Raw genomic sequence first — 17,121 nt, forward strand, 5'->3', positions numbered from 1 at the left:
CTTATTCCTCAGCCGCACCGGCGCGCAGGCGGTTAATACGGTTCTCGCTCCACTGCTTGAGCAGCAGGATGAAGAGCGCCAGGATCAGCAACAGACTCGCCACCGCAAACGCGGCGACGTGGTTGTATTCGTTGTAGAGAATCTCGACGTGCAGCGGCAAGGTGTTGGTCACGCCGCGAATGTGGCCGGACACCACCGACACCGCGCCGAACTCACCCATTGCCCGCGCAGTACACAGCACCACGCCGTAGATCAGGCCCCACTTGATGTTGGGCACGGTGACATGCCAGAACATCTGCCAGCCATTGGCGCCCAGCAGGCGCGCGGCTTCTTCTTCCTGGGTGCCCTGCTCCTGCATCAGCGGGATCAGCTCACGGGCCACGAACGGCACGGTGACGAAGATCGTCGCCAGCACGATGCCCGGCAAGGCGAAGACGATCTGGATATCGTGATCCTGCAACCACGGCCCAAAGAAGCCCTGGGCACCGAACATCAGCACGTAGACCAGGCCGGCGATCACTGGCGAGACCGAGAACGGCAGGTCGATCAGGGTCACCAGCATGCTCTTGCCACGGAACGAGTACTTGCTCACGCACCAGGCCGCACTGACGCCGAATACCAGGTTGAGCGGCACCGAGATCAGCACCGCAATCACCGTCAGCTTCAAGGCCGACAGCGCGTCGGGCTCAAAGATCGCGGCAAAGAACGCACCCAGGCCGAGCTTGAGGCCCTGGGACACCACGATAAACAGCGGCAACAGCAAAAACAGGGCGAAGATCAGCCAGCCAAGGCCGATCAGGATGCGTCGCGAAACCGCACTGCCACGGCGGGCAGCGTTGGCCGAAGACGCGGCGGAAATAGACGATTGGGACATGTTCCGCGCCTCCTTATGGGTGTTCGATGCGCCGCTGCAACAAGTTGATCAGCAGCAGCAGGACAAAGGAAACCACCAGCATCAGCACGCCGATGGAGGTAGCGCCGGTGTAGTCGTATTGGTCGAGCTTGACCATGATCAGCAGCGGCAGGATCTCGGTTTTCATCGGCATGTTGCCGGCGATGAAAATCACCGAACCGTACTCACCCACGCCACGGGCAAACGCCAGGGCAAACCCGGTCAGCCAGGCTGGCAGCAGCGCCGGCACGAGGATGTAGCGGAACACCTGCAAGGGCTTGGCGCCCAGGCAGGCGGCGGCTTCTTCGATTTCCCGGGGGATATCGGCCAATACCGGCTGCACGGTGCGCACCACAAAGGGCAGGGTGACGAAGGTCAGGGCCAGGGTGATGCCCAAAGGGGTGTAGGCGATCTTGAAGCCCATGTCGGTGGCGAACTGGCCGACCAGGCCGGACGGCGCATACAGCGCGGTCAGCGCAATACCGGCCACGGCGGTGGGCAGGGCGAACGGCAGGTCGATCATCGCGTCGATAATCTTGCGCCCGGGGAAGGTGTAGCGCACCAGCACCCACGCCAGCAACGTACCGATCACGCCGTTGATCAGCGCGGCGTACAGGGCGGTACTGAAGCTCAACTTCAAGGCTGCCCAGACCCGCGGCGCCGAGATGATGGCCCAGAACTGATCCCAGGTGAGTTGGGCGGCATGGACGAACATGGCCGCCAGCGGTATGAGCACAATCAGGCTGAGGTACACCAAGGTGTAGCCCAGCGTCAGCCCGAAGCCGGGTATGACGGGGGAGATACGACGCGACATAAAAGTCCTTGGTTAGCGGGTAGATACCCCTGCCGGAGCAAGCCTTTGTGGGAGCCGGGCTTGCCCGCGATGCAGGCACCTCGGTGTATCAGTTACACCGCGGTGATGCTATCGCGGGCAAGCCCGGCTCCCACACAAAGCTCGTACCTAGCAGTAGTGTGGCTTACTGCGCCGTGTAGATCTGGTCGAACACGCCACCGTCGTTGAAGAATTTCGGTTGGGCAGTTTTCCAGCCGCCGAAGTCTTTGTCGATAGTCACCAGGTCCAGTTTCGGGAACTGCTGGGCGTATTTGGCGGCCACATCCTTGTCACGCGGGCGGTAGAAGTTCTTCGCCGCGATCTCCTGGCCAGCCGGGCTGTACAGGTGGTTGAGGTACGCCGTGGCAATTTCGGTGTTGCCCTTTTTCTCGGCATTCTTGTCGACCACGGCCACGGGTGGCTCGGCGAGGATCGACAGGGACGGCACGATGATGTCGAACTTGTCAGCGCCGCCATCTTCCTTGAGGGCCAGGAACGCTTCGTTTTCCCAGGCCAGCAACACGTCACCCTGACCGTTGTTGACGAAGGTGATGGTCGAACCGCGAGCACCGGTGTCGAGGATCGGCACGTGCTTGAACAGCTCTTTCACGTATTCCTGGGCCTTGGCTTCGCTGCCACCGGCCTTGAGGCCATAAGCCCAGGCCGCGAGGAAGTTCCAGCGGGCGCCGCCGGAAGTTTTCGGGTTTGGCGTGATCACCGATACGTCCGGCTTGATCAGGTCGCCCCAGTCCTTGATGCCCTTGGGGTTGCCCTTGCGCACCAGGAACACGATGGTCGAGGTGTATGGCGTGCTGGCTTCAGGCAGGCGGGTCTGCCAGTTCTCTGGCAGGGTCTTGCCCAGCTTGGCGATTTCGTCGATGTCGCCGGCCAGGGCCAGGGTCACCACGTCGGCGCGCAGGCCGTCGATCACCGCCCGGCCTTGCTTGCCCGAACCACCGTGGGACTGCTGGATCTTCACGTTGTCGCCAGGGTGTGCCTTCTTCCAGAAAGCCGTGAATTCAGCGTTGTAGTCCTGGTACAGCTCACGGGTCGGATCGTAGGAAACGTTGAGCAGCTCGTAATCCTTGGCCACTGCGGAACCGGCAAACACGGCGCTGGCCAGGGCGGCCAGGGCATAACGGCGAATCGACGACATAGACAAGCTCCTGAAATTCTTGGGTGTTGGCTTTTCTTATTAGTACGGGTCCCGCAATCGAAGCGCCGTGTTGCCTCAGCTCGGTTTGTTGCCCGGGCTCTGCAAGCGGAATTTCTCTTTGCGTTCGATCTGCACCACTTGGGCGTTGTGTACGGTGATTTCCACTGCGCCAAAACGCAGGTCACGCAATGCGCTTTGGATCTCGCGCAAAATGGCTGCTTCGTCCTGGCCGTCAACGCTGCGTAGAGATGCGCTCATGGTCGTGCTCCTGAAATGAGAAGTGCCTGGCAGTGGCGGCACTGCTTGCGGCGTGAGAGCGATAGTAGATAAGCGCGGATATTCTTAAAAATACTATTTAAGAATGTTTATATAACCAGAAAGAATTTTCAGGCAGGACACGACGTTAAGGCGTACGCAGATGCAAATGTGGGAGCGGGCTTGCCCGCGATAGCGGTGTATCAGTGCCAGATTTACTGGCTGACACACCGAATTCGCGAGCAAGCCCGCTCCCACATTTACTGTATTTCAACCCCAGATAGAGGTCAGTGGATGGCGGGTGCCCTGGCCCAATCGATGTCAGCCGCCAGCATCGGCCGGCCAAACCAGTAGCCCTGGCCAAGATCGCACTGGTGATTCAACAGGAACCGCGCCTGTTCCATCTGCTCGATGCCTTCGGCGTGTACTTGCATGCCCATGCTCTGCGCCAGGGCGATGACCACCCGTACAATCGCCGCATCGTCTTCATCCCACGGCAGGCCGGCGACGAAGCCCTGGTCGATTTTCAGCTTCTGCACCGGCAACCGCTTGAGGCGCAGCAGTGACGAATAGCCCGTGCCGAAGTCATCGATCGCCAGGCTCAGGCCCAGCTCGCGCAGGCGGTGAAGTTGCTCCAGGGCCATTTCCGGGTCGTCCATCACCGCGCTTTCGGTGACTTCCAGCTCCAGTTTCGCCGGATCCAGGCCGGTTTCATGCAGCACCTTGGCCACCTGCTCGTACAGTTCGTGGCGGGCAAACAGGCGGCTGGAGATATTCACCGCCAGGAAGGACAGGCCCCGGCCCTCAGCCAGCCACCGGCACATCTGCCGGCAGGCCTGGTCCATGACCCAGGCATCGATCTCGGCGATCAGCCCGGTGCGCTCGGCAATCGGGATAAATTCTGCTGGCGGCACCAGGCCGCGCAATGGGTGTTGCCAGCGCACCAGGGCTTCCACGCCAATCATCTGGCTGGTTTGCAGGTCGTGGACCGGCTGGTAGTAGACCCGCAGCTCTTGCTGATCGAGGGCGCGGCGCAGCTCATTGCCGATCTCGATCCTGTGCTGGGCGTGGGCGGTCAGCTCCTCGGTGTACAAGGCGTAGCCTTCGCGCCCGGAGCTCTTGGCCTTGAACAACGCGGAGTCTGCGTTGCGCAGCAATTGTTCGGCACTCAAGGCGTCGCTGGGGAATAGGCTGATGCCAATACTGACGCTGACAAACAACTGGTGACCATCGAACACAAACGGCTGCTTCATGCCGTCGATGATGCGCTGGGCCAAGGCGGCCGCCTGGACCACCTGTGGACAACTTTCCGCCAGCACCGCGAATTCATCGCCGCCCAGGCGCGCCAGGGTCACGCCCGGGCCGAACAGGCCCTGCAGGCGCTCGCCCACGGCCTTGAGCAACTGGTCGCCGACATTGTGGCCAAGGCTGTCGTTGATGATCTTGAAGTGGTCCAGGTCCAGCATCAGCAGCGCGCAGCCACGCTTGTGGATCTGCGCCGAGGCCAGCGCCTGTTCGGCGCGGTCGGTGAACAGCAGGCGGTTGGGCAGGTCGGTCAACGGGTCGTGGTGGGCCAGGTGGGCCAGTTCGTGCTCGGAATGCTTGATGGCACTGATGTCGGAAAACACCGCCACGTAATGGCTGACCTGGCCCTGGTCGTCATGGATGACGCGGATGGTTTGCCACTGTGGATAAATTTCCCCGCTTTTACGTCGGTTCCAGATCTCGCCGCTCCATTCCCCGTCTTGATTGAGGGTACGAAACATCTGCTCATAAAAAGCCGGCGAATGGCGGCCGGACTTGAACAGGCTCGGCTGACGGCCCATTACGTCATCCACCTGGTAACCGGTGATTTCGATAAAGGCGCGGTTGACGTGGACAATCCGCCCGCGTGCGTCGGTGACCAACACCCCTTCGCGGGTGCAATCGAACACCGCCGCCGCCTGGCGCAGGCGTTCGCGGTTTTCCTTCAAGGGTTGCTGGATGCGATGAACGCGGGCGCTGCGGGCGCACAACAGGAAAATAAACAGGGCGCTGAGGGTCACCCACAGGTAGCCACGCAGCATCTGCCAGTGGACCATTTCCGTCGGTTCATCGATGAAATTGATAAATACCTGCTGGCTGAGCTGGATCCACAGGACGGAAAGCAGCAAGTACACCAGCCCTGCACGTAGGGCACCTCGGTATGAAAGCAGCATATAACTAGTAATCCTTACTAAAAAACAGAATCGCCCTACAAAGGCTGCGGATTATAGAATAAGTAACATCTCGTCACTCCTATTCAAAAGGGCGACTGGTTTTATCTGTAGGCTTAGTGATAATGCGTCAGCTGTTCTTTTCTTTATCTGAGGGCCATACAGCCTATGTGGTACAACGGTTTTCTTGACTTGTCAGCCTGGCAACTGGTGGCAGTCACTCTGTTGATGACCCACGTGACCATTATCGGCGTCACGGTCTATCTACACCGCTATTCAGCCCACCGCTCCCTGGAGCTCAATGCCGGCCTGAAACACTTCTTCCGCTTCTGGCTGTGGCTGACCACGGCGCAGAACACCCGCGAGTGGACCGCTATCCACCGCAAGCACCACGCCAAGTGCGAAACCGTCGACGACCCCCATAGCCCGGTGATCAAGGGCCTGTCCACGGTCCTGCGCAAAGGTGCCGAACTGTACCGCGCCGAGGCGGAAAACCCCGAGACCCTGCGCATCTACGGCAAGAACTGCCCGGACGACTGGATCGAACGCAAGCTCTACACCCGTTATCCGCTGCTGGGCGTGGCCCTCATGGGCGTCATCGACGTGCTGCTGTTCGGCACCATCGGCATTACCATCTGGGCGATCCAGATGATGTGGATCCCGTTCTGGGCCGCCGGCGTGATCAACGGCCTGGGCCATGCCATCGGCTATCGCAACTTCGAATGCCGCGACGCGGCGACCAACCTGGTGCCGTGGGGCATCATCGTCGGTGGCGAAGAGCTGCATAACAACCATCACACCTACCCCAACTCCGCCAAGCTGTCGGTGAAGAAGTGGGAATTCGACCTGGGCTGGGCCTGGATCAAGGTGTTCAGCTTCCTGCGCCTGGCCAAGGTGCAACGCGTCGCACCGATTGCCCACCGGGTCGAGGGCAAGGGCCATCTGGACATGGACACCGCCATGGCGATCCTCAATAACCGCTTCCAGATCATGGCCCAGTACCGCAAGTTGGTGATCGCGCCCCTGGTCAAGCAGGAGCTGGAGAAGGTCGATCATTCGGTACGCCACCAGTTCCACCGGGCCAAGCGCCTGCTGTCACGGGAAACCAGCCTGCTGGATGAGCGCCACCATCTGCGCATCCAGGGCATGCTGGAACACAGCCAGGCCTTGAAAGTGATCTACGAAAAGCGCCTGGCGCTGCAACAGATCTGGCTCAAGACCAGCAGCAACGGGCATGACATGCTCGCCGCCATCAAGGAATGGGTGCATGAGGCCGAGGCCAGCGGGATCCAGTCCCTGCGCGACTTTGCCCACCAGTTGAAAACCTACTCCCTACGCCCCAGCGCCTGACACGGTAGGAGCCGGCTTGCCGGCGATGAGGCCTAGTTTCAAGGCCGCCATCGCTGGCAAGCCAGTTCCTACAAGGCCCAGGTACATTTCAAGCCAGCCCCACAGTTTTTTGGCGCCATTTCACAGTCACCGAACATTCCGTCTCAATCGCGACTGATAACGGAACTTAGCTGCAATTCCCCTCTCTCAAACAACACTTCGCCATCCTGGCGGGCCTTGTTTTGACTGCTGTTCAATGCTGCGGCATGTCCAGAGAGAATTGTGCCGATGGTCCACGAAACGGACTCCCCTACCTCCACCACACCTGATTCGACGGATACGTCGCGACCGGCAGCTGCCGCGACCCTACTGGCGTTGATGCACGCCCAGGGCGAAGTGGAGCGCCTGAGCGAACGCGAACAGTTGTTGAGCTCACTGCTGGTGAGTGTCAACGCCGTGCTCTGGGCCATCGAGTGGGAAACCCGGCGCGTGCTGTACGTCAGCCCCGCCTATGAACGCATCTTCGGGCGCTCGGCCAGCCTGCTGTTGGCCGAGCACCGCGGCTGGCGCGACAGCATCCACCCCGAAGACCAGCAGTACGCTGAGCACAGCCTGGCCCAGGTGCTGGAGCTGGGTGCAGTGGAGGATCGCCAGTACCGCATCATCACTGCAGACGGGCAGATCCGCTGGCTCAGCGACAAGTGTTTTACCAACCAGCAGGCCACGCCGGGAAAGCCGCTGATTGTGGTGGGCATCGCTGAAGACATCACCGAAAAAAAGCACCTGGAGCTCGAACTGCAACGCCTGGCCACCACCGACGTGCTGACCCGCAGCAGCAACCGTCGCCACTTCTTCGAGTGCGCCCATCATGAATTCGAACGCGCTTGTGCCCAAGGCCTGCCGCTGGCCTTCCTGCTGCTCGACATCGATGATTTCAAGGCCATCAACGACACCTACGGCCACCTGGAGGGCGATCAGGTGTTGCTGCGTATCGCCGAGAGCGGTCGCGGGGTGTTGCGCCGTGGCGACCTGTTCGGGCGCATTGGCGGCGAAGAATTTGCCGCGGTACTGCCCGGATGCGCCCCGGAAAGGGCCATGCAAGTCGCCGAACGCCTGGGCCAGGAAGTGCGGCAACTGGGCTTCAGCCATGAAGGCCAACCCTATAGCGTGACCGTCAGCCAGGGCCTGGCCAGCCTCAGCGCCGAAGATGCAACCCTGGACAGCCTGTTCGCCCGGGCCGATGCAGCCATGTATGAAGCCAAGCGCCAGGGCAAGAACCGGGTGATTGCCGGCTGAGTGCCTGCCCTTTCAAGGCACTAAAAATAGCGCCTGGAACACCGCCATCGCGGGCAAGCCCGCTCCCACAGGGGATCTCGACCAGGCGAGAATTCTGGATACCCCACAAAACCAATGTGGGATCTCGACCAGGCCGGGAGTTTTGGACGCACCACAAAACCAATGTGGGAGTTGTCGAGCTTCAGCGAGGCTACGATGGCGGCGGCACATTCAGCATTGTTGCTGCCTGACACAACGCCTACCCAGGCTTGCGGATGCGCGTGAGTTCTGAAAACCCCACCTTGAGCAACCGCGCCGTCTTGCCCTTGGCCAGCGCCTCGACCCCTTCATGCTCGGTCAGCCCCGCCAGTTGCGCCGCCATATTCATCACCAGCGCTTCGCGGGAATACACCCCGCCTTCCAGGGAGTAGATCGCCGCGACCAGTTGGCGCAGCTCCAGGGGCAAGCGCCAGCGCGTACGCAGCGCCGAGCCATAACTGGCACCAAAGGTGGACAACGACTCGCCAACCAACTCATCGTCCAGTTCGCCACCACCCTGGCGCCACTCCTGCAAACTGCGCAGCAGGGCCAGGTCGCCCAGGCGATGGAGAATACCGGCGCTGTAGCAGCGCTCGTGATCCAGGTCGAGCATGCGCGCCAAGGCGCGGGCGTATTGCGCAGTCTGCTGGGACAGTTGCCAATGACGTTCGGCGTACTCCATCAAGACTGCATCGCTGAGGATCACGTTGTGCTTGAGGGCCAGGCCAAGGATCAGGTTCATGCTCTGCCCGGCCGCCAGCTTATGCAGCGCCATAGACAGCGTCTGCACCGGCGTGCCGTGCTGGCCGGCGCTGTTGGCGGCGGCGATCAGCACGGCGGTGATCTGTGGATCAACCTTGACCTGTTCTTCCAGCTGCTTGAGGTCAAGCCCCTGCGGCGCAAGGCTGCGTTGCACGGCGGCTTTTACGTCAACCCGCAGCGGCGCGCCGTCCGACAGCTCGCGACGCTGCTCCAGGAACACCGGCAAGGACATGCCCGCCGCCAGGGCCGGGATTTCGCAATACACCGTCTGGCCTTCGTTGAGCAGCAAGTCCTGCAGGCGTTGCGTAAGGCCTTCCATGTTCAAAGGTTTGGTCAGGTAGGCGGTGGGCGCCAGCGGCAACGCTTCGCGCACGCTGGCGCCGTCATTGCGCGCACTCAGCAGGATAAACGGCAACGCCGGCACCCGCCGACGCTGACGCACACTGCGCAACAGGCTCAGGCCATCAACGCCCGGCAGCTCCCAATCGGCAATGATCAAATCGTAAGGTTTATCTCGCAACAACTCGGCGGCTTGCTGCCCGTCGGCGCACACATCCAGCCGCGCGTCGCAGCGCACATTCAACAACACCTGCTTGAGCAGATCCCGCGACCAGGGGTCGGTCTCGGCAATCAGCACTCGAGGTACAGCAGGTAAATCAACAGCAGTCATGCAGCACGCTCCATCGGCAATCCTTGCACATTAGACAAAGGAAGCGCCTGCGTACAATGAACAAGGCCTGAATAGCTGCACAGCCCACAAAAAAACCCGCCGAAGCGGGTTTTTTCTGTCGATCAGGTCAGCCTACAGCTCAGAGAAGCACTCTTCGATGATCGCCAAGCCTTTGTCCAACTGCTCATCCGGCGAGGTCAGCGGGACCAGCACGCGCAACACGTTGCCGTAGGTGCCGCACGACAGCAGGATCAGGCCCTTGTCACGCGCCTTGGCCACTACCGAGGCAACCGCCGCAGCGTTCGGCTTGTGGCTGTCGCCATCCTCGAACAGCTCGACCGCGATCATCGCGCCCAGGGCACGTACTTCACCGATCACCGGGTACTTGGCCTGGATAGCCTTGAGGCCGGTGACCAGACGCTCGCCAACCGCCTTGCAGCGGTCCAGCAGGTGCTCTTCTTCGAACACTTCCATCACGGCCAGGGCCGCGGCGCAAGCGATCGGGCTACCGGCATAGGTGCCGCCCAGGCCGCCCGGGGCGATGGCGTCCATGTATTCGGCCTTGCCGCACACACCGGCCAGCGGGAAGCCGCCCGCGATGGATTTGGCGAAGGTGGTCAGGTCGGCGGCGACGCCCATCTGCTCCATGGCAAAGAAGGTCCCGGTACGACCGGCACCGGTTTGCACTTCGTCGGCGATCAGCAGGATGCCGTGCTTGTCGCACAGTTCGCGCAGGCGCTTCATGAAGGCTTTAGGCGCGACGTAGAAACCGCCTTCGCCCTGCACCGGCTCGATGATGATGGCAGCGATGTCACGCGGCTCGGCATCGTTTTTGAAGATGCGTTCGATGCTGGCGATGGAGTCGTCGATGCTCACGCCGTGCAACTCGTTCGGGTACAGCGCACGGAAGATGCCACCGGGCATCAGGCCCATGCCAGCGGAGTACGGCACGACCTTGCCGGTCAGGCCCAGGGTCATCATGGTGCGGCCGTGGTAGGCACCGGTGAAGGCGATCACACCGGCACGGCCAGTCGCGGCACGCGCAATTTTCACGGCGTTTTCAACGGCTTCGGAACCGGTGGTGACCAGCAGGGTTTTCTTGGCGAAATCACCTGGGACCTTGGCGTTAACTTTTTCGCACAGCTCCACGTACGGCTCGTAGGCCAGGACCTGGAAGCAGGTGTGGGTCAGCTTGTTCAGCTGTTCGGTCACGGCCGCGATGATTTTCGGGTGCAGGTGACCGGTGTTCAGCACGGCGATACCGCCGGCGAAGTCGATGAACTCGCGACCTTCAACGTCAGTCACGGTGGCGTTCTTCGCGGATTCGGCGAAGATCGGGTGAATCTGGCCAACACCGCGCGGTACAGCGGCTTCGCGGCGTTTCATCAAGGAAGCGTTGGTCTTGTTGCTCATAAAGTCCTCATTCGCCACTCATCGGGTGGCGTGGTCCAAGGATTACGTGGCGGGGAGGCAACTACGGCAGCATGCGATGATCGACTGCCACAGCTTTCCCGGCCACTTCGAATAACGGTGTGAAGCACGCAAAGGGACAGCGCTCTCGTGCCCCTTGCGTTTGCAGCGATACCTTGCCGGTTAGATGCCCAGGCAGAGGTATTTGATTTCCAGGTAGTCCTCGATGCCGTACTTGGAGCCTTCACGGCCCAGGCCCGACGCCTTGATACCGCCGAACGGCGCCACTTCGTTGGAGATCAGCCCGGTGTTGACGCCGACCATACCGTATTCCAGAGCCTCGGCCACACGGAACACACGACCCAGGTCGCGGGCATAGAAGTAGGAGGCCAGGCCGAACTCGGTGTCGTTGGACATCGCGATCACTTCGGCTTCGTCTTTGAAGCGGAACAGCGGCGCCAGCGGGCCGAAGGTTTCTTCCTTGGCCACGGCAGCGTTTTTCGGCACGTTGGTGAGGATGGTCGGCTCGAAGAAGTTGCCTTGCATGACCTTGCCGCCAGCCAACAGCGTCGCGCCTTTGCTCAGGGCATCGGCGATGTGTTCCTGGACCTTGGCCACGGCTTTTTCATCAATCAGGGGACCGGTGGTGGTGCCTTCTTCCAGACCATTGCCGATCTTCAACTTGGCCACGGCCACCTTGAGTTTTTCAGCGAACGCGTCATACACCGAATCCTGGATGTACAGGCGGTTGGCGCAGACGCAGGTCTGGCCGTTGTTGCGGTACTTGGAGATGATCGCGCCTTCGACGGCCTTATCCAGGTCGGCGTCGTCAAACACGATGAACGGCGCGTTGCCGCCCAGCTCCAGGGAAACTTTCTTGATGTCCTTGGCGCATTCGGCCATCAACTGGCGGCCGATTTCGGTCGAGCCGGTGAAGGACAATTTACGCACGGTCGGGTTGCTGGTCAGCTCGCTGCCGATATCGCCAGCGCTGCCGGAGACCACGCTGAATACGCCGTTTGGAATCCCGGCACGCTGGGCCAGCTCAGCCAGGGCGAACGCCGAGAACGGGGTTTGCGACGCAGGCTTGAGGACCATGGTGCAACCGGCGGCCAGGGCCGGGCCGGCTTTACGGGTGATCATCGCGGCCGGGAAGTTCCACGGCGTGATGGCGGCGGTGACGCCGATCGGCTGCTTGATCACGATCAGGCGCTTGTCCGGCTGGTGGCCAGGGATCACGTCACCGTAGATACGCTTGGCCTCTTCGGCGAACCACTCGATGAACGAAGCGGCGTAGACAATTTCGCCCTTGGCTTCGGCCAGCGGCTTGCCCTGCTCCAGGGTCATCAGGCGCGCCAGGTCATCCTGGTTCTCGATAATCAGCTCGAACCAGCGACGCAGCTTGTTCGCACGGTCCTTGGCGGTCAGTGCGCGCCAGGCCGGCAAGGCCTTGTCGGCAGCTTCGATGGCACGACGGGTTTCGGCGGCGCCCATTTTCGGCACGGTGCCCAGGATCTCGCCAGTCGCGGGGTTGTTGACCTTGATCGTTTGACCGTTGTCCGCATCGACCCAAGCGCCATCAATAAAGGCTTGCTGGCGGAACAACTGGGTGTCTTTAAGCTGCATGTCGGCTTTCCTTAACAGCACCGCGCGCGCGCGGGGCAAATTAGAGTTGTTGAAAGGCGCCTCGAAGGCTGCCGTCAGGGAAATCAGTCACTGGGCGCAAGCTGAAACATCGCGCACGGGAGACAGAGCGTTTGAAATCTCAAACGAATCCTAGGATCAATGGGGGGGCAGGGCAATAGTCTGTTCGAAAAAAAGAACGAAAACGGCGCATTAGCCAGACTATTCTGACAGGCGTAACGGAGCCGAATTGCGCATCCCCAGCACACACCGCCCGTTACAGAGCCTCGCTGCACCAGAATCCTACCGGCAGACGGCCAAAAACCAGCATGGACGCCCAAGGTCGACATGGGTATGATGGCGCCCGCACAAGCATCCGTAGCTCAGCTGGATAGAGTACTGCCCTCCGAAGGCAGGGGTCGTGGGTTCGAATCCCGCCGGGTGCACCAGATACAAAAAAAGCCCCAGGTCCCAAGACCTGGGGCTTTTTTGTGGGCGCGGTTCAACGCTTTTGCAACGCCTCCAACTGCGCCGGCAGGTTTTCCTCGGGAAAGCGCTTGTGCAAGGCCAGCAGCTTCTCATCCGCCGCCCTGCTCTGACCCGCCTGGCGCAGACGCACGATTTCCTCAAGCCCTTGCTCCAGGGACTGGGGCTTGGCGGCCATCTGTTTGCTCATTTTTGCCACGGGCTCATCGGCCATGGCGCTTGCCATCTCGGCCTGGACCGGCGTGCTGTCGGCCTGGGGCGCCATTGCCATACGCGCCATGGGCGCTGGGGCGGCGGGCGCAGAGAGTGCCTGCGGCGGTGGCGCGGCGGCGTATTGGCTGGCTTCGGGCAGGTTGAGGTCGGGCACTGGCGAGCGCGTCACCACGCCAATCAATAGCGCGACCCCGGCTACGGTAGCAAAGGCCATCTGCCAGCGTGGCCGTTGGCAGGCTTGCAGCCAGCGTTGCCACAGGCTCGGCGGTGGCGTGGGGGCTTCGCGGCGGGCGGCGGCGAGGATGAAGGCGTCGAGGGACGCGGGCGGCTCGCTGGCGCTGTGTTGGCGAAAGTGCTGGATCAGCCCTTCGTCAGTCGGGTCCTGGGGGTGTCGGGAGTCAGTCATACGGGTACCTCCTCGGCCAGCAGTCGACGCAGTTTCTGCTGGGCGTAACGCAAGCGGCTTTTTACCGTTTCCAGTGGGCTGCCGGTCAGGGCGGCGATTTGCGGCAGTTCCAGGTCGCCGTGCAGGCGCAGCATGAACACTTCGCGCTGGTCCTCGGGCAAGTTCTGCAACGCGGCATCGAGACGGCCCTGGTCGCGACTCAGGCTCAGTTGCTGCTCCGGGCCCGCGCTGTCGTCGGGTTGGGCGTGCTGCTGTTCGTCGTAGCTGTCGTGCAGGGGGTTGTGGATACCGTGCTTGCGCCAATGGTCGATCAGGCGGTTGCGGGCAATCTGGAATAACCAGGTACGAAAACTCGCCCGGCCTTGTGGCTGAGTGGTGCTGCGGATCAGGCTGAGCCAGGTGTCCTGGTAGATTTCTTCGGCCAGTTCGGCCTTGTTGCAAAGGCCTACCAGAAACCGGTAGAGGCCCTGGCGGTGCCGGGCATACAGGGTCTCGAACGCAGCGGCGTCACCGCTGCGGTAGCGGGCCAGCAGCGATTCGTCGCTGGGTGGGTCATCTGATACGGCCATGTTGGGTGGCGAACTCCTTTCGATGGATCACTGCAGATTACCTGTGGGAGCCGGGCTTGCCTGCGATGGCGGCGGGTCAGGCACTATGGGCGGCACTGACCCACCGCTATCGCAGGCAAGCCAGCTCCCACATTAGAGCTATATCGTGGGCAAGATCAGTGTTTGAGGCTCTGGGCCAGTTCCAGCAACTGTACGAATTCATTACGCAGGCCGTAGGGATCATCGCCGCGCGCCGAACGGGCCAGGGTGGCGGTGTCCTTCAGGCTCATGTTGCCAGTGTAGCGGCCATCACCCTTGAGCTGTTGGGCGAAGGCGGCCACGGCGGCGGCAAAGCGCAGGTCGTCGCTGGCGGCGTGTTGAGTGCTATTGATCGGGTGCTCGATCAGGCGGCTGCTGCCACCCGCCGCCGGCTTGTAGCGTACGCGCAGCATGGCCAGTTCTGCGGCGTTGCCCTCGACAGGCGTAGCCTGGGCATAGCGCAGCGGTTCCAGCCAGCCTTTGGCACCCTTGGGTACGATTTCATACAGCGCCGTCACGGTATGCCCGGCACCGATCTCGCCGGCGTCCACCTTGTCGTTACTGAAATCCTCACGCTTCAAGGCCCGGTTTTCATAGCCCAGCAGGCGATATTCGCTGACTTGGGCCGGGTTGAATTCCACCTGCAACTTCACATCCCGCGCCACCACGGCCAGGGTCGAGCTGAGTTGCTCCACCAGCACCTTGCGGGCTTCACGCAGGTTATCGATATAGGCGTAGTTGCCATCGCCCGCGTCGGCCAGTTGTTCCATCAGGTGTTCGTTGTAGTTGCCCACGCCAAACCCCAGGGTGGTCAGGGACACGCCGCTTTTGCGCTGGTCCACGGCCATCTGCTTGAGGCTGTCGAAGTCGCTGATGCCGACGTTGAAGTCGCCGTCAGTGGCCAACAGGATGCGGTTGATACCCTTATCGATAAACCCTTCGCGGGCCATCTGATAGGCCAGCTCGATGCCCGATGCACCCGCTGTGGAGCCGCCGGCGGTCAGTTGCTCGATGGCGTTGCGGATTTTTGCCTTGTCACGCCCGGACGTGGGTTTGAGCACCACCCGCGACTCGCCGGCATACACCACCAGGGACACGCGATCCTGATCGCGCAGCTGGTCCACCAGCAGCTTGAGGGTGCTTTTGACCAGCGGCAGGCCTTCGCGACGGTCCATGGAGCCGGAAACATCCACCAGGAACACCAGGTTGGCCGGCGCCAGTTCGGCCACGGCACGCTCGGACGCCTTGATGCCGATGCGCAGCAGACGCGTGCTGGGGTTCCAGGGGGTGGCGGCGACTTCGGTGGTCACGCCAAAAGGCGAGCCATCGGTGGGCAGCGCATAGTCGTAGGGGAAGTAATTGACCATTTCCTCAAGTCGCACGGCGCCTTCGGGCGGCAGCTGGCCTTGGTTGAGGAAACGCCTGACATTGGCGTAACTGCCCGTGTCGACATCGACGCTGAAGGTCGAGACCGGGGTTTGGGCCACGCTGTGCACCGGGTTGTCCGGCAGGTTTTGATACTGCTCACGCGGCTCGGCGCGGTACTCCATCGCCACGCCGTCATGCATGGCCATCGGTGCCGGCATCGCCATTCTTTTGAGCATGGCGGCCTGAGCCTGGACCGGCGCGCTTTGCAGTTCGGGGATAGCAACCGCTTCGGGCGCCTTGGCCTCGTCACGGGATGACAGCCCACACCCGGCGAGCGCCACCAGCAAGGTCACGGCAAAGCCCTGGGCAGCGGGGCGCAGGAAGAGAAGAGGATGGGACATGGGCTGAACCTCGTGTGTGAATGATGCGTTCACAAGGTCAGACGTAGGGGCGTCGGGATTCGGGTTAGCGTCTGGTCACTCAATCCATGTGGGAGCGGGCTTGCCTGCGATAGCGGTGGGCGAGTCAATACATACGGTGACTGACCTACCGCTATCGCGGGCAAGCCCGCTCCTACATTGGATCGGCAGTGATTGGTCCAGATCAGTCCGAGCCGTACTTGGGCGAACGCGGGCCGTAGAGGATCCCGGTGCGTTGCCCGGCCGACAACAGGCGCGCGCTGGTGATACCGGCGATCGGGTGCGCCGCGTCGGTAGAGCTGTTGATCACCTGCTTGACCGCCGCCGTGATCAGCATGCCCACCAGGCCGCCACCGTTGTTGTTGCCTTCCTCGCTGGAGGCCCGTGCCGAGCCGGTCCACAGGGTGGTGCCGGTACGCAGGTCGACCAGTTTGGCCGAGGCCGTCACGGAAGTGTCGCTGGTGACCAGCATGTACTTGGTGCCGTACTCGCTGACGGTGATGTACAACGCCGCGTCTGCACCGAAGATCTCATGCAGCTTGCCCGGCGCCACGCCCTGGATATCGTTGGCGGTGGTCAGGCCGTTCTGGCGGAAGGTTTCGTCCACCAGGGCAATCGGCATCACGTAGTAGCCAGCTTCCGCCAATGGGTAGGTCACCTGCGATACCAGGCTGTAGGAGGCCTGCACTTCAGGGGATTCATTGATCGGTGGCAGCACCAGGATCGACTTCGGCCGCGCCTGCTTGTAGGCCGAATAATCGACGGTCTTGGGGGCCGCGCAACCGCCCAGCAAGGCCAGGGCGAGCAAGGCGCCGGTGAGTTTCAAAAAGCTCATTGCTTCACCTCTGGGGCCTTGGCGTTCTTGAGCAAAAAGTCCATGTAGGCCGCAGACTCGGGGAACAGCGCCTTCTCGGTGCGCAACTGCTGCACCATCTGGTCATCCTTGCCCATGCTCAGGTACAGCAAGCCCAGGTGGGCGTGGTAGCCCGGCGGGGCCTGGCGGCCACTGGCGTTGATCTTTTGCAGGTCGCGTTCCAGCGCTTCGACCTGGGCTTCCTTGGGCTCACCCTTGAAGTACTCGTAAACCTGTGGCTGGTAGCTTTCCCATTGATACAGGGGCTTGGGTGCCGTCTGGCACCCTGCAACCAGCGCGGTTGCTGTCAGCATCAGCGCCAACTTAACTGCCTTGCTCATCCGTGTACTG

15 protein-coding genes and 1 tRNA gene are annotated in these 17,121 nt (G+C 61.7%); 3 read left to right on the top strand and 13 right to left on the bottom strand.

Annotation, left to right across the window (positions count from 1 at the left end):
- Position 1: 1 nt before the first annotated feature.
- The 5 genes from cysW to dibA form a co-directional block, all read right to left on the bottom strand.
- On the bottom strand, positions 2 to 874 hold the full coding sequence (gene cysW, locus HBO19_RS20685) for a sulfate ABC transporter permease subunit CysW (RefSeq protein WP_029299486.1): 873 nt from the start codon (positions 872 to 874) through the stop codon (positions 2 to 4).
- A gap of 13 nt (positions 875 to 887) precedes the next feature.
- On the bottom strand, positions 888 to 1,706 hold the full coding sequence (gene cysT, locus HBO19_RS20690; RefSeq protein WP_029299485.1) for a sulfate ABC transporter permease subunit CysT: 819 nt from the start codon (positions 1,704 to 1,706) through the stop codon (positions 888 to 890).
- A gap of 163 nt (positions 1,707 to 1,869) precedes the next feature.
- On the bottom strand, positions 1,870 to 2,880 hold the full coding sequence (locus HBO19_RS20695) for a sulfate ABC transporter substrate-binding protein (RefSeq protein WP_170058192.1): 1,011 nt from the start codon (positions 2,878 to 2,880) through the stop codon (positions 1,870 to 1,872).
- Positions 2,881 to 2,955: 75 nt separating this feature from the next.
- Positions 2,956 to 3,138: a sulfur starvation response protein OscA gene (gene oscA, locus HBO19_RS20700; RefSeq protein WP_029299482.1), complete on the bottom strand. Its 183-nt coding sequence runs from the start codon at positions 3,136 to 3,138 to the stop codon at positions 2,956 to 2,958.
- Positions 3,139 to 3,422: 284 nt separating this feature from the next.
- On the bottom strand, positions 3,423 to 5,333 hold the full coding sequence (gene dibA / locus HBO19_RS20705) for a phosphodiesterase DibA (RefSeq protein WP_169953947.1): 1,911 nt from the start codon (positions 5,331 to 5,333) through the stop codon (positions 3,423 to 3,425).
- Between the two features lie 165 nt (positions 5,334 to 5,498).
- Between dibA and desA the strand changes: the two genes are divergently transcribed.
- Positions 5,499 to 6,680: a delta-9 fatty acid desaturase DesA gene (gene desA / locus HBO19_RS20710; protein WP_169953948.1), complete on the top strand. Its 1,182-nt coding sequence runs from the start codon at positions 5,499 to 5,501 to the stop codon at positions 6,678 to 6,680.
- A 267-nt stretch (positions 6,681 to 6,947) separates the two neighbouring features.
- Positions 6,948 to 7,955, top strand: a complete 1,008-nt coding sequence (locus HBO19_RS20715; RefSeq protein WP_169953949.1) for a sensor domain-containing diguanylate cyclase — start codon at positions 6,948 to 6,950, stop codon at positions 7,953 to 7,955.
- A 238-nt stretch (positions 7,956 to 8,193) separates the two neighbouring features.
- Here the strand turns inward: HBO19_RS20715 and HBO19_RS20720 are convergent, their stop codons facing one another.
- The 3 genes from HBO19_RS20720 to gabD form a co-directional block, all read right to left on the bottom strand.
- On the bottom strand, positions 8,194 to 9,405 hold the full coding sequence (locus HBO19_RS20720; protein WP_170058193.1) for an HDOD domain-containing protein: 1,212 nt from the start codon (positions 9,403 to 9,405) through the stop codon (positions 8,194 to 8,196).
- Positions 9,406 to 9,537: 132 nt separating this feature from the next.
- Positions 9,538 to 10,818, bottom strand: a complete 1,281-nt coding sequence (gene gabT / locus HBO19_RS20725; RefSeq protein ID WP_169953951.1) for a 4-aminobutyrate--2-oxoglutarate transaminase — start codon at positions 10,816 to 10,818, stop codon at positions 9,538 to 9,540.
- A 180-nt stretch (positions 10,819 to 10,998) separates the two neighbouring features.
- Positions 10,999 to 12,441, bottom strand: a complete 1,443-nt coding sequence (gene gabD, locus HBO19_RS20730; protein ID WP_099170293.1) for an NADP-dependent succinate-semialdehyde dehydrogenase — start codon at positions 12,439 to 12,441, stop codon at positions 10,999 to 11,001.
- 369 nt (positions 12,442 to 12,810) lie between these two features.
- On the opposite strand from gabD, the gene HBO19_RS20735 reads away from it, so the two are divergent.
- Positions 12,811 to 12,887, top strand: a tRNA-Arg gene (locus HBO19_RS20735).
- Between the two features lie 53 nt (positions 12,888 to 12,940).
- Here the strand turns inward: HBO19_RS20735 and HBO19_RS20740 are convergent.
- The 5 genes from HBO19_RS20740 to HBO19_RS20760 form a co-directional block, all read right to left on the bottom strand.
- Positions 12,941 to 13,543, bottom strand: coding sequence for a hypothetical protein (locus tag HBO19_RS20740; RefSeq protein WP_170058194.1), 603 nt, complete (start codon positions 13,541 to 13,543; stop codon positions 12,941 to 12,943).
- Positions 13,540 to 14,112, bottom strand: coding sequence for an RNA polymerase sigma factor (locus tag HBO19_RS20745; RefSeq protein WP_169953966.1), 573 nt, complete (start codon positions 14,110 to 14,112; stop codon positions 13,540 to 13,542). Before HBO19_RS20745 ends, HBO19_RS20740 begins: the two co-directional genes overlap by 4 nt.
- A 155-nt stretch (positions 14,113 to 14,267) precedes the next feature.
- A complete protein-coding gene (locus HBO19_RS20750) occupies positions 14,268 to 15,899 on the bottom strand; it encodes a VWA domain-containing protein (RefSeq protein ID WP_170058195.1) in 1,632 nt (543 codons plus the stop codon).
- A gap of 202 nt (positions 15,900 to 16,101) precedes the next feature.
- Positions 16,102 to 16,752: a DUF799 domain-containing protein gene (locus HBO19_RS20755; protein WP_169953968.1), complete on the bottom strand. Its 651-nt coding sequence runs from the start codon at positions 16,750 to 16,752 to the stop codon at positions 16,102 to 16,104.
- Positions 16,749 to 17,111, bottom strand: coding sequence for a DUF4810 domain-containing protein (locus HBO19_RS20760; protein ID WP_169953969.1), 363 nt, complete (start codon positions 17,109 to 17,111; stop codon positions 16,749 to 16,751). The genes HBO19_RS20755 and HBO19_RS20760 overlap by 4 nt, the downstream gene beginning before the upstream one ends.
- Positions 17,112 to 17,121 lie beyond the last annotated feature (10 nt).

The organism is Pseudomonas sp. WS 5021 (assembly GCF_012985535.1).
Lineage (GTDB): Bacteria > Pseudomonadota > Gammaproteobacteria > Pseudomonadales > Pseudomonadaceae > Aquipseudomonas.